Annotated in this window: 20 protein-coding genes; 16 read left to right on the forward strand and 4 right to left on the reverse strand. The window is 61.7% G+C overall.

Annotated features, from left to right (window positions below):
• Positions 1–24: 24 nt before the first annotated feature.
• The gene (locus J2J98_RS21025) at positions 25–1,521 is read right to left on the reverse strand and encodes an NAD-dependent succinate-semialdehyde dehydrogenase (RefSeq protein WP_207603349.1); all 1,497 of its coding nucleotides are present in this window, start codon (positions 1,519–1,521) and stop codon (positions 25–27) included.
• 119 nt (positions 1,522–1,640) lie between these two features.
• Positions 1,641–2,138: an Lrp/AsnC family transcriptional regulator gene (locus J2J98_RS21030; protein ID WP_207603350.1), complete on the reverse strand. Its 498-nt coding sequence runs from the start codon at positions 2,136–2,138 to the stop codon at positions 1,641–1,643.
• 97 nt (positions 2,139–2,235) lie between these two features.
• Here J2J98_RS21030 and ehuR point away from each other — a divergent pair, with 97 nt between their 5' ends.
• From ehuR to doeB, 10 genes are all read left to right on the forward strand, one after another.
• Positions 2,236–3,621 carry a MocR-like ectoine utilization transcription factor EhuR gene (gene ehuR, locus J2J98_RS21035; RefSeq protein WP_138396911.1) on the forward strand — a complete coding sequence of 462 codons (1,386 nt, stop codon included), beginning with the start codon at positions 2,236–2,238 and terminating at the stop codon, positions 3,619–3,621.
• A gap of 122 nt (positions 3,622–3,743) precedes the next feature.
• Positions 3,744–4,529, forward strand: a complete 786-nt coding sequence (gene ehuA / locus J2J98_RS21040) for an ectoine/hydroxyectoine ABC transporter ATP-binding protein EhuA (protein ID WP_138396912.1) — start codon at positions 3,744–3,746, stop codon at positions 4,527–4,529.
• Positions 4,530–4,584: 55 nt separating this feature from the next.
• A complete protein-coding gene (gene ehuB, locus J2J98_RS21045) occupies positions 4,585–5,433 on the forward strand; it encodes an ectoine/hydroxyectoine ABC transporter substrate-binding protein EhuB (RefSeq protein ID WP_138396913.1) in 849 nt (282 codons plus the stop codon).
• 78 nt (positions 5,434–5,511) lie between these two features.
• Positions 5,512–6,171 (forward strand): ectoine/hydroxyectoine ABC transporter permease subunit EhuC, encoded by a 660-nt coding sequence (gene ehuC, locus J2J98_RS21050; protein ID WP_207603351.1) that lies wholly within the window; start codon positions 5,512–5,514, stop codon positions 6,169–6,171.
• A gap of 4 nt (positions 6,172–6,175) precedes the next feature.
• Positions 6,176–6,835 carry an ectoine/hydroxyectoine ABC transporter permease subunit EhuD gene (ehuD, locus tag J2J98_RS21055; RefSeq protein ID WP_207603352.1) on the forward strand — a complete coding sequence of 220 codons (660 nt, stop codon included), beginning with the start codon at positions 6,176–6,178 and terminating at the stop codon, positions 6,833–6,835.
• Between the two features lies 1 nt (position 6,836).
• Positions 6,837–7,616, forward strand: coding sequence for an ectoine utilization protein EutA (gene eutA / locus J2J98_RS21060; RefSeq protein WP_064709522.1), 780 nt, complete (start codon positions 6,837–6,839; stop codon positions 7,614–7,616).
• 4 nt (positions 7,617–7,620) lie between these two features.
• On the forward strand, positions 7,621–8,622 hold the full coding sequence (eutB, locus tag J2J98_RS21065; protein ID WP_207603353.1) for a hydroxyectoine utilization dehydratase EutB: 1,002 nt from the start codon (positions 7,621–7,623) through the stop codon (positions 8,620–8,622).
• Entirely contained in the window at positions 8,619–9,611 is a 993-nt protein-coding gene (gene eutC / locus J2J98_RS21070; protein ID WP_207603354.1) for an ectoine utilization protein EutC, read from the forward strand. The genes eutB and eutC overlap by 4 nt, the downstream gene beginning before the upstream one ends.
• A gap of 32 nt (positions 9,612–9,643) precedes the next feature.
• Positions 9,644–10,825 carry an ectoine hydrolase DoeA gene (gene doeA, locus J2J98_RS21075; RefSeq protein WP_207603355.1) on the forward strand — a complete coding sequence of 394 codons (1,182 nt, stop codon included), beginning with the start codon at positions 9,644–9,646 and terminating at the stop codon, positions 10,823–10,825.
• 7 nt (positions 10,826–10,832) lie between these two features.
• Positions 10,833–11,840: a N(2)-acetyl-L-2,4-diaminobutanoate deacetylase DoeB gene (gene doeB, locus J2J98_RS21080; protein ID WP_138396919.1), complete on the forward strand. Its 1,008-nt coding sequence runs from the start codon at positions 10,833–10,835 to the stop codon at positions 11,838–11,840.
• A 44-nt stretch (positions 11,841–11,884) separates the two neighbouring features.
• Here the strand turns inward: doeB and J2J98_RS21085 are convergent, their stop codons facing one another.
• Positions 11,885–13,702 carry a methyl-accepting chemotaxis protein gene (locus tag J2J98_RS21085; protein ID WP_207603356.1) on the reverse strand — a complete coding sequence of 606 codons (1,818 nt, stop codon included), beginning with the start codon at positions 13,700–13,702 and terminating at the stop codon, positions 11,885–11,887.
• Positions 13,703–13,954: 252 nt separating this feature from the next.
• Between J2J98_RS21085 and J2J98_RS21090 the strand changes: the two genes are divergently transcribed.
• Positions 13,955–14,203 carry a hypothetical protein gene (locus J2J98_RS21090; protein WP_064709517.1) on the forward strand — a complete coding sequence of 83 codons (249 nt, stop codon included), beginning with the start codon at positions 13,955–13,957 and terminating at the stop codon, positions 14,201–14,203.
• Positions 14,200–14,613 (forward strand): type II toxin-antitoxin system VapC family toxin, encoded by a 414-nt coding sequence (locus J2J98_RS21095; RefSeq protein ID WP_207603357.1) that lies wholly within the window; start codon positions 14,200–14,202, stop codon positions 14,611–14,613. The genes J2J98_RS21090 and J2J98_RS21095 overlap by 4 nt, the downstream gene beginning before the upstream one ends.
• Before the next feature lie 207 nt (positions 14,614–14,820).
• Here J2J98_RS21095 and J2J98_RS30690 read toward each other — a convergent pair whose 3' ends face one another.
• Positions 14,821–14,946 carry a hypothetical protein gene (locus J2J98_RS30690; RefSeq protein ID WP_259664998.1) on the reverse strand — a complete coding sequence of 42 codons (126 nt, stop codon included), beginning with the start codon at positions 14,944–14,946 and terminating at the stop codon, positions 14,821–14,823.
• Positions 14,947–15,180: 234 nt separating this feature from the next.
• Between J2J98_RS30690 and J2J98_RS21100 the strand changes: the two genes are divergently transcribed.
• From J2J98_RS21100 to J2J98_RS21115, 4 genes are all read left to right on the forward strand, one after another.
• The gene (locus J2J98_RS21100) at positions 15,181–15,828 is read left to right on the forward strand and encodes a TetR/AcrR family transcriptional regulator (RefSeq protein ID WP_207603358.1); all 648 of its coding nucleotides are present in this window, start codon (positions 15,181–15,183) and stop codon (positions 15,826–15,828) included.
• A gap of 424 nt (positions 15,829–16,252) precedes the next feature.
• Positions 16,253–17,089 carry a transporter substrate-binding protein gene (locus J2J98_RS21105; protein WP_207603359.1) on the forward strand — a complete coding sequence of 279 codons (837 nt, stop codon included), beginning with the start codon at positions 16,253–16,255 and terminating at the stop codon, positions 17,087–17,089.
• A gap of 163 nt (positions 17,090–17,252) precedes the next feature.
• Positions 17,253–17,915, forward strand: a complete 663-nt coding sequence (locus tag J2J98_RS21110) for an amino acid ABC transporter permease (protein ID WP_207603498.1) — start codon at positions 17,253–17,255, stop codon at positions 17,913–17,915.
• 4 nt (positions 17,916–17,919) lie between these two features.
• Complete coding sequence (locus tag J2J98_RS21115; RefSeq protein ID WP_207603360.1) at positions 17,920–18,579, forward strand: amino acid ABC transporter permease; 660 nt, start codon at positions 17,920–17,922, stop codon at positions 18,577–18,579.
• Positions 18,580–18,586 lie beyond the last annotated feature (7 nt).

An 18,586-nucleotide genomic window follows, 5' to 3' on the forward strand; every position in this document is an offset into this window, starting at 1 on the left:
CCTATCCTCTTTTGAAACGGGCGCTCAGGCGGCAGTGTCGATGCAGAGATATTTGAGCTCGGTGAAAGCCTCGAGCCCGTGACGTGAGCCTTCACGGCCGAGACCGGACTGCTTCCAGCCGCCGAATGGGATGGGGCCACCGGTGATCTTCACGCGATTGATCGCCACCATGCCATATTCCAGCGCGCGGCCGAGGCGCATCTGGCGCGCGCCATTCTCGGTGACGACATAAGCAACGAGGCCATATTCGGTATCGTTGGCACGGCCGACGACCTCTTCTTCCGTGCCGAAGGTGGCAAGCGCCGCCACAGGCCCGAAGGTCTCCTCGCGCATGATCAGAGCATCCGCTGGCACATCCGTCAAAAGCGTCGGCTGATAAAAGAGCGGGCCGGCCTCATGGCGGCTGCCGCCGACAACGAGCCGCGCGCCACGCGCCAAGGCGTCGGCGACCTGGTCCTCGACCTTGCCAACGGCGCGTTCATGCATGAGCGGCCCGATCTCGCTTCCACCCTCGATCCCTGCGCCGACCTTCAGCTCGCCGATGCGAGCGGCAAAAGCCTTGGCGAAGGCATCGGAGATGCGCCGCTGGACGAAGATGCGGTTGGCGGCAAGGCAATCCTGGCCCGATGTGGCAAATTTGGCGTCGATGGCAATATCGACTGCTTTTTCGATATCGGCATCGTCGAAGACAATCAGTGGAGCGTGGCCGCCGAGCTCCATTACCAGCCGTTTCATGGTCGGCGCGCATTGGGCGGCGATCAGACGGCCCACCTCGGTCGAACCAGTAAAGCTCATGGCGCGCAGACGGCTGTCGCTGCACATCTGTCCGACGATCGTCGCGGCATGGCCGGTCACCACATTGAAGACGCCGGCGGGAATGCCGGCCCTCTCGCCGAGCTCGGCAAGCGCGAGGGCCGAAAGCGGTGTTTCCGAGGAGGGGTGGGCGACGACCGTGCAGCCGGCGGCAAGTGCTGCGGCCGCCTTGCGGGTGAGCATGGCAGAAGGGAAATTCCACGGCGTAACGACGCCGATAACTCCGAGCGGCTCGCGCCGGACGATCATTTCCGCACCCGCCAGATGGCTGGTGACGCTTTCGACGTTCAGGCGTTTGCCTTCTTCGGCATACCACTCGATGAAGGAGGCGGCGTAGTCGATCTCACCACGCGCTTCGGCAAGCGGCTTGCCCTGTTCGAGCGTCATGATCAGCGCCAGATCTTCTTTCGCGGCGAGCATCAGCGCGTGCCATCTCCGCAGGATCGCTGCGCGGTGCTGCGGCAGCATCGCGCGCCACTCCGCAAAGGCCCCTGATGCCGCATCGATCGCCATTGCCGTCTCCTCCGCACCGAGGCTTGCAACCCAGGCCAGCCTTGCCGATGAGGCCGGATCGGTCACGGCGAAACTCTTGCCTGTCTCTCCGGCAATCCAGCGCCCGCCGACATAGGCGAGATCGCGCAGGAGATGACGGTCGGCGAACCGCGACAACGCATCATGATAGGCGGCGCGGGCAAAAACGGCGGTCATGTCCAATCTCCTCGTGGCGTTGACGCAAGTCTTCCACGAGAGCGGGCGAGAGATTGTCCATTGCCGATGGTCGAAACAGACAGACGGTCTAAAGGACGGCCGCCTGCTGGAGAGAATGTCTACGAGGCGCTCTGTTCTTCGCCGGGGGCGGCGAAGGAAGAAACCGGAAGGACGGTGTCCTCCTTTACCGTTTTTGTGACGATGTAAGTGAAGTAGCGGTCGATGCCGAGCTCACGGTCGAGAAGCCCGTCGACGAGCCGCTGATAGGCATCGATATCGGCAGCCAAAATCTTCAGAATATAATCGACGCCGCCGCCGACCGACCAGCAGGCGACGATCTCGGGGGTTGCAACAACAGCGCGCTCGAAGCGTTCGAAATCAGCCTGGCGATGATTGGCGAGTGTCAGTTCCATCATCACGCTGGCGACCGGGGCGATGCGCCGCGGGGCGATCCGGGCATGGTAGCCGGTAATGATCCCCGCCTTTTCAAGCTTGCGCAACCGCATCCAGCACGGCGTCGGCGACAGCCCGGCCTTTTCGGCGAGCGCCAGCTTGGTGATGCGGCCGTCGCGCTGGACGGCGTCGAGAATGCGCAGGTCTATGGCGTCGAGCTTCATGGTGCTTTCTGAAAGAAATCATTTCAAACGCGGTGAAAAGACAATGGAAGCGCATTTTGGCATTGTCAATTGAACTGATTTTCATCAGTGTTAAATCATGACAAATTGGCGCCCCGATCCCTCGCAACTCCGCCGGCCTGCCTATCTCTCGCTCGCCGAGCAGATCGCCAACGCGATTACCGACGGCAAGCTCTCCGATGGCACGCAATTGCCGCCGCATCGCAAGCTGGCGGATGATCTGCATCTTTCCGTGCAGACTGTGAGCCGCGCCTATGACGAGTTGAACCGCCGGGGGCTGATATCGGGCGAGATCGGGCGCGGCAGCTTCGTGCAGACGCGGCCGCGCGAGCCGGAACCGCCTTATCTGCCGGAACGGCTGGGCGAGGTGATCGATCTGTCGATCCTGAAGCCGGTCTGCGAGCAGATCCATCTGGAAAAAATGCGCCAGGCCTTCGGCTGGCTTTCCGAAAACCTGCCTTCCAGCTCGGCCCTGTCATTCCGGCCGAATATGGTGTTCCCGCGTCACCGCGTCGTCGCCACCGAATGGCTGGCGCGCTGCGGGCTCGAGGCGTCGCCGCTGAACATCAGCGTGACGAACGGGGCGACCTCGGGCATGACAGTGGCGCTGATGAGTGTCGCCCCACCCGGTTCGACCTTAGCGACCGAGGCGATCAGCCATCACACGCTAGTGCCGCTCTCCAGCTATCTCGGCCTGCACCTTCAGGGGCTGGCGATTGACGAGGAAGGTATGATCCCCGAGGCGCTTGACGAGGCCTGCCGGACAGGGCCGATCCGGGCTATTTTCCTGCAGCCTTCCGTGATCAATCCGATGGCGGCGCTGATGAGTGCCGAGCGCCGGCAGGCGCTCGCCGCCGTGGCAGCCAAGCATGACATAGCGATCATCGAAAACGATATTCTCGGGCCTATGGTCGAGGACCGCCCGCCGCCGATGGCCGCCTTCGCGCCGGAGCGCACGCTCTATGTCACGAGCTTCACGAAGATCACCGTTCCCGGCCTAAGGATCGGCTATCTCGTTGCGCCCGACCGCTATGTCGCCGCCGTCGCCAACCGGCATCTCGTTTCCAGCTGGATGGCCACACCTGCCATGGCCGAGATCGCCAGCCGCTGGGTCAGCGACGGCACGGCGATGGAACTCGTCAACTGGCAGCGCCGCGCCCTTGTCGGACGCCACGCGATCGCGGCGGAGATGCTGGCCGGCCTGTCCTATCGAACGCACCCGCAAAGCCTGCATGTATGGCTGCCGCTGTCCGGCAGCCATACAGAGGATGGTTTCGTGTCGCAGGCAAGGCTGCGCGGCGTGGCGATCGCGCCGGGCAAATCCTTCCACACCACCGATCACGGCTGGACGCCGGCGGTGCGCATCTCGCTCGGCTCGACGACGGAAGGCGAACTGCGGACAGGACTCGGGATCGTTGCCTCGCTGGCGCAGGGAAATCCGGAGGAACTGCTGCTTGCGATTTGACGCTGCCGCCGCATTTGTCGGCAGGTGCAGAATAATTGTCATGATATTATTTTACGAATTGACATGATTTTCGTAGGCCGTCATCGTTAGGTCATTGCTTGTCTCAACAAGGAGAGACATGAATGCCTGCGCCCATCATTCGCATCGACAACATCGTCAAGAGATACGGTCCGCTGACCGTGCTCGACGGCCTGTCGATGAATGTCATGCCGGGCGAGAAATTGGCGCTGATCGGGCCGTCCGGCTCCGGCAAGACGACGATCCTGCGCATCCTGATGACGCTGGAGACGATCAGCGGCGGCCACATCGAGGTCGACGGCGAGCAGCTCTACCACATGCCTGGTGGCAGCGGGCTGGTGGCGGCCGATGAGCGGCACCTGCATCGCATGCGGGAAAAGATCGGCATGGTCTTCCAGCACTTCAACCTGTTCCCGCATAAATGCGTCCTCGACAACGTCACGCTCGCGCCGATGCTGACCAAGGGCATTAAGCGGCCGCAGGCCGAGAAGCGGGCGATGGAGCTTCTGGATATGGTCGGCCTTGCCGACAAGGCGAAAAGCGTGCCGGCGCAGCTTTCCGGCGGGCAGAAGCAGCGCGTCGCCATTGCCAGGGCGCTGGCGCTGTCGCCGAAGATCATGCTGTTCGACGAGGTGACCTCGGCACTCGACCCGGAGCTGGTCGAGGAGGTGCTGAACGTCATGCGCCGCCTCGCCTCCGAGACTGACATGACGATGCTTCTCGTCACCCACGAAATGGGCTTCGCACATGACTTTGCCGACCGCGTGCTGTTCTTCGATCGCGGCAAGATAGTCGAGGAAGGCAGGCCCGGCGATATTTTCCGCAACCCGACGCAGGAGAGGACGCAGATCTTCCTGCGCAAGATCATCGCGGCAGGGCACCGCGTCTGACGTCAGAGATTGCCCGCAAAACAGAGCGCAAGGAAAGCCAGAGGAGTTGGGAACGATGAAAGCAGGATACCTTTTGAGCGCCGTCAGCCTGTCGGTGCTGCTGGTGACGGCCGGCGGGCAGGCTTACGCCGCCGACGACAAGCTCGAGCAGTTGAAGGAACAGGGCTTTGCCCGCATCGCCATCGCCAACGAGCCGCCGTTCACGGCCGTCGGCGCCGACGGCAAGGTTTCGGGTGCCGCGCCCGATGTGGCGCGGGTAATCTTCGAAAAGCTCGGAGTCAAGGAAGTGGTCGCCTCGATCTCGGAATACGGGGCGATGATTCCCGGCCTGCAGGCCGGCCGACACGACGCGATTACGGCAGGCCTCTTCATGAAGCCGGAACGCTGCAATGCCGTTGCCTATTCCGAACCGATCCTCTGCGACGCCGAAGCCTTTGCTCTCAAGAAGGGCAATCCGCTGAAGCTGACGAGCTACAAGGATATCGCCGACAATCCGAACGCCAAGATCGGCGCGCCGGGCGGCGGCACGGAAGAGAAGCTGGCGCTGGAAGCCGGCGTGCCGCGTGACCGCGTTATCGTGGTTCCGGATGGGCAGAGCGGCATCAAGATGCTGCAGGACGGCCGCATCGACGTCTATTCGCTGCCGGTCCTGTCGATCCACGATCTGATCGCGAAGGCGAAGGATCCGAATCTCGAAACCGTCGCCCCCGTCGTCAATGCGCCGGTCTATTGCGACGGCGCCGCTTTCCGCAAGCAGGATGTCGCGCTGCGTGACGCCTTCGACGTCGAGCTGAAGAAGCTAAAGGAATCGGGCGAATTCGCCAAGATCATCGAGCCCTATGGCTTCTCGGCCAAGGCGGCGATGTCGACGAGCCGCGAAAAGCTCTGCGCCGCAGCCAAGTAACTTGGTGTGAACAGCCGGCCATGCGTTCCACCATGGCCGGTTCGCCTCTCGCACGATCCATAGAGAAGTGAGTTGCCGATGTCGGTGTGGTCCGGCTATCTGACGCTGATTCTTCAGGGCGCCCTGGTGACGCTCGAGCTAACGATCATGGGCTCGGCGCTGGCACTCGTCATGGCCTTCCTGGCCGGCCTCGGCCGCCTGTCGCGCTTCTTTGCCCTCCGGGCTCTGGCGACCGCCTATATCGAATTCTTTCGCGGCACCTCGATCTTCGTCCAGCTCTTCTGGGTCTATTTCGTGCTGCCCTTCGCGGGATTGACGTTGACGCCGCTGCAGGCGGGCGTGCTGGCTCTCGGTCTGAATGTCGGCGCTTACGGAGCGGAAGTGGTGCGTGGCGCCGTCAAGGCGGTCGGGCGCGAACAGTCGGAAGCCTGCATCGCGCTCAACCTGTCGCGCTACCAGCGCATGCGCCACGTCATCCTGCCGCAGGCGCTGCCGCTGATGCTGCCGACCTTCTGCAACAACGCGATCGAGCTCTTGAAGGGCACGGCCGTCGTGTCGCTGATCTCGCTGACGGACATGACCTTCCAGGCGCAGGTGGTGCGGGCGCAGACGGGCAATACGCTCGTGCCTTTTGCGGCGATCCTCATCCTCTATTTCCTCATGGCCTCCGCCATTTCGGCGGCGATGCGCCTGCTGGAGCGGCGGATGACACGCGGCCTCGACGGCATGAGGACCTGATCATATGGAATGGGATTGGGATTTCGTCTGGCAGATCATGCCGACCCTTCTCGAAGGGTTTAAGATCACCATTCTTGCCACCATCCTCGGCGCTGCGGTCGCCATGGTCGTCGGGCTGGCGCTCGCCATCGCGCGGCGATCCCCGGTCGCCGCCATTTCCCGGGCGGTCGGCTTCGTCTCGGAATTCATTCGCGGGACGCCGCTGCTGGTACAGCTCTACTTCATCTTCTACGTGCTGCCCGATATCGGCATCCGGCTGTCACCGCTCACCGCCGGTGTCATCGGCATCGGCATTCACTACGCGACCTATACGGCGGAGGTCTATCGCGCCGGCATCGAGAACGTCTCGCGCGGACAATGGGAAGCGGCCAAGGCCACCAATCTGACGACGCGCCAGGCTTGGATCCACGTAATCTTGCCGCAGGCGATCCCGCCGATGATCCCGGCGCTCGCCAATTATTTCATCGCCATGTTCAAGGAAACGCCGCTGCTATCGGCGATCACCGTGCTCGAGTTGATGAACCAGGCCAAAAGCATCGCCAACAGCAACTATCGCTATATCGAACCGATGACGCTCGTCGGCATCTTCTTCCTCGTCATCAGCCTGGTCTCGGTCGTCGGATTGCGCAGGCTCGAGGAACGCTATGCTAGGATGGATGATTGATATGACCGCAGGAATCGAGATCATTCCCGCCGGCCGACTGCCACGACTTGACGAACGGCCGCTGGAAAAGCGCATCGGCCTCGTCATTCTGTCGACCGACCATACGACGGAGGTGGACTTCCGGCGTATGGTCGCCAGCGACCGGATCGGCGTCTATGTCAGCCGCATCCACTACGCCAACCCGGTGACGCCGGAAAATCTCCTGAAGATGCAGCCGTCGCTGACGCAAGGCGCAGGGCTCATTCTGCCGGATGAAGCGCTGGATGCGATCATCTATTCCTGCACCTCCGCTTCGGTCGTCATTGGCGACCGCAATATCGAGGCGGCGATCCATGCGACCAAGCCGGGTGTTTCAGTGGTGACGCCGACGGCGGCGGCGGTGAAGGGCCTGAAGGCGCTCGGCGCCCGCCGGATTTCGGTGCTGACGCCTTATACGATCGAGACCAGCCGGCCGATGGCGGAATATTTCGCGGATCTCGGCTTTGCGATCGACCGCTTTACCTGCCTCGGCCTCAGCGACGACCGCGAGATGGCGCGGATCGCGCCGGATGAGATCGCGGCCTTCGCGCGTGAGGCGCTGGCGCCGCAGTCCGATGCGCTGTTTATTTCCTGCACGGCTCTGCGCGCCGCACAGGTCGCCGCCCGCATCGAAGGCGAGGCCGGCAAGCCGGTGGTGACCAGCAATCTCGCAACCGCCTGGGCCTGCCTGAGGCTTTGCGGTGATGATCGGGTGCGGCCCGAGCTCGGTCAGCTGATGACCATGCCCTATGGGGAAGGCTGAGATAATGGTGAGCGCCTTGCCGGTTTCACTGGAGGATATTCGCGCAGCGACGCGGCGGATCGCCGGCCGGGTCGTCGAAACACCGATGGTGCTGTCGGCATCGCTTGCCGAGATTGCCGGCGTTCCGGTCTGGCTGAAGCTCGAACATCACCAGACGACGGGCAGCTTCAAACTTCGCGGGGCGACCAATGCGGTGCTGTCCTTGTCACCGGCAGAGCGCGCGCGCGGCGTCGTCGCCGCCTCGACCGGAAATCACGGCCGGGCGCTTGCCCACGCCGCGAAGGCGCAAGGCGCGGTCGCGACGATCTGCATGTCGCGGCTGGTGCCGGAGAACAAGGTTGCGGAAATCCGCAATCTCGGGGCCGATGTGCGCATCGTCGGCCGATCGCAGGACGAGGCGCAGCAGGAAGTGGACCGGCTGGTGCGAGAGGAGGGTCTGGTGATGATCCCGCCTTTCGACCATCCTGACGTCGTCGCCGGGCAGGGGACGCTCGGGCTCGAAATCGTCGACGCCTTGCCTGAGGTGGCCACGGTGCTGGTGCCGCTTTCCGGCGGCGGCCTTGCGGCGGGCGTCGCCGCCGCGGTCAAGGGCGTCAATCCCAAGACGAAGGTGATCGGCCTGACGATGGAACAGGGCGCGGCGATGAAGGCGAGCCTCGATGCCGGACGGCCGGTGCAGGTCGAGGAGGTGAGGAGCCTTGCCGACTCTCTCGGCGGCGGCATCGGCCTCGACAATCGCCTGACCTTCGCCATGTGCCGCGCGCTTCTCGACGACGTCGTCCTGCTGACGGAGGCCGAGATCGCCGCAGGCGTGCGCCATGCCTTTGCCTGCGAGGACGAGATCGTCGAGGGGGCTGGAGCGGTCGGAATTGCGGCGCTGCTGGCGGCAAAGATCAGCTCGGGCGGCCCTGTCGTTGCAATCCTTTCGGGGCGGAATGTCGACATGGAACAGCACCGCCGAGTGATCAACGGCGAGGGTGCGGCGTTCGCGGAGGATAGACCATGAGCCGCATGATCATTCTGACGGAAGCGGAATTGCGCAACGTGGTGGTGCTCGATCGCGATGCCGTCGCCTGTATCGAGCAGGCTTTCGCCGCGCTTGCGACGAAAGCGGTCGCCATGCCGCCGATTTTGCGGCTCGACATTCCGGAGTATCGGGGTGAGGTCGATGTGAAGACCGCCTACGTGCCCGGCATCGAGGGTTTTGCGATCAAGATCAGCCCCGGCTTCTTCGACAATCCAAAAATCGGTCTGCCGAGCACCAATGGCATGATGGTGCTGCTGTCGAGCCGAACCGGATTGGTGCAGGCGCTGCTCCTCGACAACGGCTATCTCACCGACGTGCGCACGGCCGCGGCCGGCGCCGTCGCGGCGAAGCATCTGTCGCGCCAGAATTCCAGCGTGGCGGCGATCTTCGGCGCCGGCATGCAGGCGCGGCTGCAGCTGGAAGCGCTGACGCTGGTGCGGCCGATCCGTGACGCCAGGATTTGGGCGCGGGATGCGGCGAGGGCCGAGGGCGTGGCTGCGGAGCTGGCGGCCAGGCTCGGCTTTCCCGTCAACGCGATATCCGACCCGCGGCAAGCAATGTCCGGCGCAGACATCATCGTGACCACAACGCCGGCAGAAAAACCGATCATCGACGCCGGCTGGCTCGAAGCCGGGCAGCATCTGACGGCCATGGGATCGGATGCTGAGCACAAGAACGAGATCGATCCCGCGGCCATAGCCGGCGCCGGTCTCTATGTCGCCGACAGCCTGAAGCAGACCCGCCGGATGGGCGAGTTGCACCATGCGATCGAAGCAGGCCTCGTCAATAGGGATGCTGATTTCGCCGAACTCGGCCGGATCGTTTCCGGCCTGATGCCGGGCAGGACGAGCAGCGACCAGATCACCATCGCCGACCTCACGGGAACTGGCATTCAGGACACCGCCATCGCCACGCTCGCCGTTGCCCGCGCCGGCGCGACGAATGCCGGCACCACATTCGAAAGCTGACCGGCGCGGCGCCGGACAAGAAGGGAAGAGATATGACCCAGCCCAATCTGAAGTTTTCGCTCGGCGAATATGCCGCGCGGCTGGAAAAAACCCGGCGTGCCATGGAGGCGAAGGGTGTGGATCTGCTTGTTGTCAGCGACCCCTCGAACATGGCCTGGCTGACCGGCTATGACGGTTGGTCCTTCTACGTGCACCAGGCCGTGATCGTACCGCCGCAGGGCGAGCCGATCTGGTTCGGCCGCGGTCAGGACGCCAACGGCGCCAAGCTCACCGCCTATCTCAAGCATGATAACATCGTCGGTTATCCCGATCATTACGTGCAGTCGACCGAGCGTCATCCAATGGACTACCTCTCCGGCATCCTGACGGAGCGCGGCTTCGCCAAGATGACGATCGGCGTCGAGATGGACAATTACTGGTTTTCGGCCGCCGCCTTCGCAGCGCTGCAGAGGCATCTGCCCAATGCACGTTTCGTCGACGCGACCGCGCTGGTCAACTGGCAGCGCGCGGTCAAGAGCGAGACCGAAATCCGCTACATGCGCAATGCGGCCCGGATCGTAGAAGCCATGCACGCCCGCATCTTCGACAAGATCGAGGTCGGCATGCGTAAATGCGATCTGGTGGCGGAAATTTATGATGCCGGCACGCGCGGCGTCGACGGCATCGGCGGCGACTATCCGGCCATCGTGCCGCTGCTGCCGTCCGGCGTCGAAGCATCCGCACCGCATCTGACCTGGGACGACCGGCCGTTGAAGAAGGGGGAGGGCACTTTCTTCGAGATCGCCGGGTGCTACAACCGCTATCATCTGCCGCTGTCGCGGACCGTCTTCCTCGGCAAGCCGACGCAGCCTTTTCTCGACGCTGAAAAAGCCACACTGGAAGGCATGGAAGCGGGTCTTGCCGTCGCGAGACCCGGCAATAGCTGCGAGGATATCGCCAATGCCTTCTTCGCGGTGCTGAAGAAATACGGGATCGTCAAGGACAACCGTACGGGTTACCCGATCGGGCTTTCCTATCCGCCGGACTGGGGCGAGCGCACCATGAGCCTGCGGCCGGGCGACCGGACGGAGTTGAAGCCCGGCATGACCTTCCATTTCATGACCGGCCTCTGGCTCGAGGACATGGGTTTCGAAACGACGGAGAGCATCCTCATAACCGAGAGCGGTGTCGAATGCCTCGCCAGCGTGCCGCGCAAGCTGATGGTCAAGGATTGAGGCTGTCATGACAGAGACTGGCTTGCGGCCGTCGCCGATCAGCGCGACGGTGGATTTCGCCGCCGAAGGCGTCCAACACGGTTTCCTCAGGCTGCCCTACAGCCGCGACGATTCCGCTTGGGGCTCGGTGATGGTTCCAATCACGGTCGTCAGGAACGGCGAGGGACCGACGGCGCTGCTCACCGGCGGCAATCATGGTGATGAATATGAAGGGCCGATCGCGCTTTTCGATCTCGCCCGCACGCTGCGGGCCGAAGAGGTGAGAGGCGCGGTCATTATCGTGCCGGCGATGAATTATCCGGCATTCCTGGCGGGAACCCGGACCTCGCCGATCGACAGGGGCAATATGAACCGCAGCTTCCCGGGTAGTCCGGACGGCACGGTGACCGAGAAGATCGCCGATTATTTCCAGCGCGTGCTTCTGCCGATGGCCGATCTTGTGCTCGACTTCCACTCCGGAGGCAAGACGCTCGATTTTCTCCCGTTCTGCGCGGCCCATATCGTGCCGAACAAACAACAGGAGGCCCAGGCTTTCCAATTCGTGACAGCTTTTGCCGCACCCTTTTCGATGAAGATGCTGGAGATCGATGCAGTCGGCATGTATGACACGGCGGCCGAGGAAATGGGCAAGATCTTTATCACGACTGAACTCGGCGGTGGAGGTACCGCCACGGCGAGAAGTGCGGCGATTGCCAAACGCGGCACTATAAACGTTCTGCGTCATGCCGGTATCGTCGGCGGCGCCGTCGATACCGGTCCTACGACCTGGCTGGACATGCCGGACGGCCGCTGTTTCTCCTTCGCAGAAGAAGGCGGACTGATCGAACCTATCGTCGATCTCGGTGAAGCGGTCGCCAAGGATGACGTCATCGCTTGCATCCACCCGACCGGTAGGACGGGTGAGGCGCCGCGCGAGATCCGTGCAGCAATGGACGGCATTCTCTGTGCGCGGCATTTCCCGGGCCTGGTCAAATCAGGCGACTGCGTCGGGGTCGTGGCGGTTGTGACGAATTGAAATCACGGCAGGCGCGTGAGATGAATGTCACTGGCCGATCAAGGTCAAGCCACCTTGCGCGATTTTGATTCTGCAGCTGCCGCATCGGTCTGGAAGCGACTGACAATTCCTTCCAGCGTCTGCGTCTGGCTGCCGAGCGCACGGCAGGCTGAGACCGTTTCCGCGGCCATGGCGGCGTTGCGCTGGGTGACCTCATCGAGCGCGTTGACGGAGGCATTGATTTCCCCGATTGCGAGCGCCTGCTCAGAAGAAACCGAAACGATGCGGGCGATCAGCCCGGCGACCTGCTCGACCTGGCCTTCGATTTCCATAAGCGCCTTGCCGGTGCGGTTGACGAGCTCCACGCCGGTGGAAACCTGAGACGATGAGGTTGAGATCAGGGATCTGATCTCCTTGGCGGCATTGGCTGAGCGGAGAGCTAGCTCACGCACTTCCTGCGCCACAACGGCGAAGCCTTTGCCGGCCTCGCCTGCGCGGGCGGCTTCGACGCCGGCGTTGAGTGCCAGAAGGTTGGTCTGGAAGGCGATCTCGTCGATGACGTTGACGATCTCGCCGATCTGGGTTGACGAACCTTCGATCTTTTGCATGGCGGCGATCGCATCGCGAACGATGGCTGCCGAATGTTCGGCGCTGCTGCGGGTCTCGGCCATCATGCCGGTCGCCTTGCCGGCATGGTTCGAGGCGTCCTTGGCCTTGGCGTTCATTTCGCCCAGCGCGCTCGTAGCCTCTTCAAGCATCGCCGCCTGCTGTTCGGTCCGCAATGCAAGGCTGTCGGCGGCATCCGTGATGCCGGAGGAGGAACTGCCGACCTGCCTGGAGGTCTGGGCGACCTCCGCCATCGAGACGCAAAGCGCATCCAGGCTGTCGTTGAATTTGGCACGCAACGTTTCATAGGCGGGTGCGAAGGCTGTGGTGATGCGGCAATTGAGATTGCCGAGCGAAAGCTGGTCCAAACCGTAGGTCAGCTCCTCGATCACCGTTTCGCGTCGTTGCTCCTCGGCGGCCTTTTCAGCCATCTGGCTGCGTTCGCGCTGGAATTCATGGTCGCGAAGCGCCGTCTCTCGTTTTTGAGCATCTTGTCGTTCCAGCGCATTGCGGCGGAACACCGCCACGGCCTTGGACATGGCGCCGATCTCGTCGGAGCGGTCGGAATAGGGAACCTCGGTCGAAAAATCGCCTTCGGCGAGGTTGCCCATATAGGCCTTCATGCCATCCAGCGGCACGATGGCCCGACGGCGCAGAAAATAGAGGCCCGCGAGCAGCAGGGCGAAGGAGCCGAAGCCGGCAGCTCCCGCATAGATCGTCCAGGTTACGATTTCCGAAGCGGCGTTCTTTTCCTCGCCCTTCAGGAAAGCGTCGGAGTGTGCGACGAGTTTCTCCACAGCATCCTGGTGCGTATGGAAGGCGACGCGCAATTGCTCGATCGCACCACGCGCCTTGTCTTCATCCTTTGCCTTCAGCGCGGGGATGATCTCGCGGTTCATCACGTTCCAGAATGCATCGCCCTTGGTCAGCACACCATTTTCGAGCTCCTCCTTCAAAGCCTGCGGTAGCCGGGTGGTTTTCCAATAGGCGCGGCGGTCGTCGTAAGCGGCCTTCAGACTTGCGATCTTGGCAAGATTGGTCTCGGTGAGTTCGGGAAATTTGCTGGCTTCGAAAGAGAGCATGTAGGATTCGACCACGAAAAGCGGCGGCGGCAGGATATCGGCGATGAGATCCTTGCCGTAGACCACCTGCTCGTAAACCGGACCGTTGACTTTCAGCCGCTCGAGCGCCGATTGCTGTAATCCGATCGACATGAAAAGGCCAGTCGAAACAGCGACGCCGAAGGCCACCAAGCTGCGCGCAATAGTAAGTGCCAAGACTGTCTCCAAATAACTTTGCGGCTCTCTTCTTCGAGACGCCTGATCTACGTAGAGCATTATTTCTCAAGAACGCTGAAATGTGGTTAATTTCTTATTCGGATGAGAAGTCGACTAACCGTCCTGGCAAGGAGGCAGCCGTCCAAAATTGGGATGGTTGAAGACAACCAACATATTTTTGGTACCAAGCCATCAGTTGCCATCTTGATGGCTAAACGGGAGGTCGCTATATGTATCGCAAAGGAGATGAACATGGCTGAACCTCAGCTTTCGGTACGAAGCGCGAGGGCGCGTGATCTTGCCCACCGGCTGGCACGCCGTGAAAACCGCTCGATTGCCGACATCGTCGAGCGGGCGCTCGAATCCTATGAAATACGCCAGGCCGGCCGGGAGCCGGCGTCATCTTTCTACACCAGGCTTTCGCAGCAAAGCGGAACGGATATCGACCTTGAGACTGTCCTCAAGGAAGGCCGGCAGGCGCATAAGGGCATCGAGCTTTGATTTTTCTCGATACCAACATTGTTTCGGAAACGTTGAGAAAATCACCCGATGAAGCGGTGATCGCATGGCTCGTTCGTCATGATGCTGAATTGGCTCTGCCGACGGTGACGATTGCCGAGATCGCCTACGGTATCCAGAAGATCCGGCCTGATCAAAGAGCCGAGCGCCTCGAACAAGGACTGTCCGATTGGCGTCGCCGCTTCGCGGACCGGATTTTTGGCCTGACCGAGGAGGCCGCTCTTGCCTATGGTGAGATCATGGGAACCGCAACTCGCCAAGGACGCGGCATGTCAGCGCCGGATGGCATGATCGCAGCTATTGCGCGGGTCAATGGCGGTCGACTTGCCACCCGAAACCTGGGCGATTTCCTCACCACGGACCTCGAATTGATCTCCCCTTGGGAGTTTTGATTTCCCGAAGCACTGACAGCGGGAATTAATCCGCCGACGGGTTTCTGTAGATTGCTGAAAATCATGCTCTGCGACGGCGCTCTCAGGCCAATCGCATCAGCATATCGTGGAGCTTGCCGATCTATCGCAGCAGTTCAATCAGCCTGTCCGTATCTTCCTGGCAGAGCCGGCCTGTCTGACCTTCCCTGACGTCCGACGGCCGGCCCGTCACGAGTTAAGCCTTGCCGCCTCGGTATCCAGATCGGCAACGTCCATGCCGGCGCCGCCGCTATCCTCGCTGCCGGAGCCGGACTGATCGAAGCGGTTTATCGCCAGCGTCATCAGTTGGGGCATCAATTTGTCGGCGCTGCTGGACGTGTCTTAGTCGACCTGCCCGCTCGTGGTTGATTTTTTTGCTGAAACCGTACTACAGGACAGAATGCCTTAAGATGCGGACGTCGTATTGCAAACTGACGAGTTCTCTAAATCGAAATTGCTAATGCCACGACCGAAAAAATCGTTCATCCGATATTCCCGGCTGCTTTTTAGGATCGTCGGCATGCATTCCGGCAAAGCGGCCTGATCGTCATGAATATCACCGACGAGAGCTCAGATGAGCCGCGCAAAAGGGGCCGGCCGAAAGTCTCCAGCGACGAAGACAAACGCACTCATATCGTCGAAGTCGCCCGCCGCGTTTTCGTAAAATTTGGCTATGCCGGAAGCGCCACGGCGGTAGTCGCCTCGGAGGCGGGTGTTTCCAAGCAGACGCTCTACAAGCTGTTTCAGAGCAAGGAAGAGCTGTTTGCAGCTGTGGTCGGCGCGCATCGGCGCCTGATGCTTGACCTGCCGCGGCCACCTGAAGATATCTCGATCGCGGAGAGTCTCGAGCGTATCTTCATGATCGACATGGACGAGGATTTGGATGCGGAACGCGCTGGCTTCCTGCAGCTTGTCTTTCGCGAAGCCGCGCAGTTTCCCGAGCTTATCGAAATTCTCCAGCGCGAAGGCATACTCGCCAGCCGGCAGTATCTCGCCGATTGGCTTAGAGATCGCCGTGCGGAAGGCAGGCTGTCGCTGGATGATCCGGAGAGCGGCGCCCGCATGCTGATGGATATGATCTTTGGCGGCATGGGCCCGCCGGAAGGCCGCGTGCAAGCCTGGCCGGACCGAACCCTGATGCTTGCCCATCTTCACCGCTGCATCGCAATCTTTGCCGCCGGCGTCGGGGCCGCTTGAAGCGGTCGATCGCGCAGCAAGCCTCGTTCTTATGCCGCGCAATCCTGGATCAAGTGATTGCCGCTTGCGGCTCATCCACTTGGCGGCGCCTTCTCCTGTAAATGAGGCGGCGGGGATGCTGCAGCCTCTCCGTCCCCATTAGCCTCTCGAAGGGCGCGTCTGCGCCGCAAGCCGAGAGAAGGTTAGGGCGAGGGGAAAAGCCACGCAGGCTCGCCGGTACGCGGTGGCTGGTGGCCGACGCGGCGAGGGATATCGAATGCCAACGCAAAAGTGCTGCCGAAAACATCGGTAAGCATTCTGCTGCGCGTTTTTCGGCACGCCCCATTGACAATTCATCTCCGATAGCACTTGATATCAAAATCCAATAAAATAGACATATGTCCGGTATATTGGATCACCCAAACATCCACAAAAGGGGAACGCCATGATCATTTCCTTTCGCACCGGCCTAATGTCACTGGCCGTCGCCGCCCTGATGTCGACGCCTGTGCTCGCCGATGGCAAGCTTGACGAAGTGCTGGCCCGCGGCCACCTCGTCCTCGGCACGGGCAGCACCAATGCGCCCTGGCACTTCAAGAGCGCGGACGACAAGCTGCAGGGCTTCGATGTCGACATGGGCCACATCATCGCCAAGGCCCTCTTCGGCGATCCGGATAAGATTGAATATGTCAACCAGTCGTCGGACGCCCGCATTCCGAACATCACCACCGATAAGGTCGACATCACCTGCCAGTTCATGACCGTTACGGGCGAGCGCGCCCAGCAGGTTGCCTTCACCATTCCCTATTATCGTGAGGGCGTCGGCCTGATGCTCAAGGCGGACGGAAAATATGCCGATTATGCCGGCCTGAAGGCTGCCGGCTCCTCGGTCACCATCTCGGTTCTCCAGAACGTCTATGCCGAAGCGATGGTGCATGCCGCATTGCCGGAGGCGACCGTCGACCAGTACGAATCCGTCGACCTGATCTATCAGGCGCTGGAGTCGGGGCGTGCCGATGCCGCGGCCACGGACCAGTCGTCGCTCGCCTGGTACATGACGCAGAACCCGGGCCGCTACAAGGACGCCGGCTACGGCTGGAACCCCCAGACCTATGCCTGCGCCGTCAAGCGCGGTGATCAGGACTGGCTGAACTTCGTCAACACCGCTCTTCATGAAGCGATGACGGGTGTCGAGTTCGACTTCTACGCCAAGTCGTTCAAGACCTGGTTCGGCAAAGATCTGACGCCGCCGCAGATCGGCTTTCCCGTTGAGTTCAAGTGACCGCGATGCGGGGCGGGAGCTCAATCCCGCTCCGCTGGAACAGGATGATCTTGGCCCAGGTCGGGCCGAGATCTGAATCCGGTTCGGAATCGAATGGTTGGAGCATGACGTCGTCGGGGCCGCTGGTAGGTTCGGCGGCATCCTCTGGTCTGAAAGGACCCGCATGGGTTACACGCTGAATTTCGCTGCCGTCTGGCGCAATTTCGACTTTCTGTTAAGCGGACTTGCCCTCAGCCTCGGCCTTGCAGTGATCTCGATCCTGATTGGGGCCGCGATCGGTCTTGTCGTGGCTTTCGCGCTGACGTCGAGGAGCCGCTTCGCGCTCGTGCCGGCGCGCTTCTATGTCACTGTTATTCGCAACCTGCCGATTCTCGTCCTGGTGCTTTTCGCCTTTTTCGCGCTGCCGCAGATGGGTTTGCGCCTCGACAAGATGAATAGCTTCGTGCTGGTTCTTTCGCTCTATTCCGGCGCTTATCTGGCCGAGGTGTTCCGCGCCGGACTGCTGTCCATCCCTAGAGGACTGACGGAAGCCGGCCTCGCCATCGGCCTGACGGGGATGCAGATCCGCGGCTCGATCATCGCACCGCTGATGCTGCGGAACGTGCTGCCATCGCTCTCCTCGACGATCATCTCGCTGTTCAAGGACACCTCGCTCGCCGCCGCCATCGCCGTGCCCGAGCTCACCTTCGCCGCCCGCAAGATCAATGTCGAGAGCTTCCGCGTCATCGAGACATGGATGGTTACTTCAGCCCTCTATGTCGCGACCTGTTTCCTCATCGCCGCCTTGATGCGTTTGGTCGAGCGCCATCTGGCCCTGCCGAGATAGTCCCATGTCTCACACATTTCTCGAACAGCTCTGGATCGCCCGCTATGTCGTCATGAACGGCATGGCCATGACGGTGTCGATCTCTCTGCTGGCCATTTTCGCAGGTTCCATTCTCGGCGTTTTTGTCGGCCTGGCGCTGGTTTACGGCGGCGTCGTCCTACGTCTCCTCGTGCGTGCCTATACGGACATTGTTCGCGGTACGCCGGTGCTCGTGCTCGTGCTGGCAAGCTATTACGTCTCCGCTGCGGTCGGTCTCGATCTCGGACCTTTCTCCGCCGGAGTCCTCGCCCTTGCCGTCTTCTGCTCTTCCCACGTCGGCGAAATCGTGCGCGGAGCGCTTCAAGCGATCCCGAAGGGCCAGACCGAAGCCGCCAAGGCGATCGGCCTGACCTTTACCCAGACTTTCACCTCGGTGTTGTGGCCGCAGGCCATGCGCCAGTGTCTGCCGGCCTGGGTGAATACGGCGGCCGAGATGGTGAAGGCCTCGACGCTGCTTTCCGTCATCGGCGTCGCGGAGCTTCTCCTGCGCACGCAGGAGATCATTTCCCGTAATTTCATGAGCCTCCAGTTCTATTTTCTGGCCGGCGGTCTCTATTTTATCGTCAACTACGGCATCGAGCACTTCGGCAAATATGTCGAGCGCAAGACCGCCCTGCCGTCCTGAGGAGACT

The organism is Rhizobium bangladeshense (genome assembly GCF_017357245.1).
Lineage (GTDB): Bacteria > Pseudomonadota > Alphaproteobacteria > Rhizobiales > Rhizobiaceae > Rhizobium > Rhizobium bangladeshense.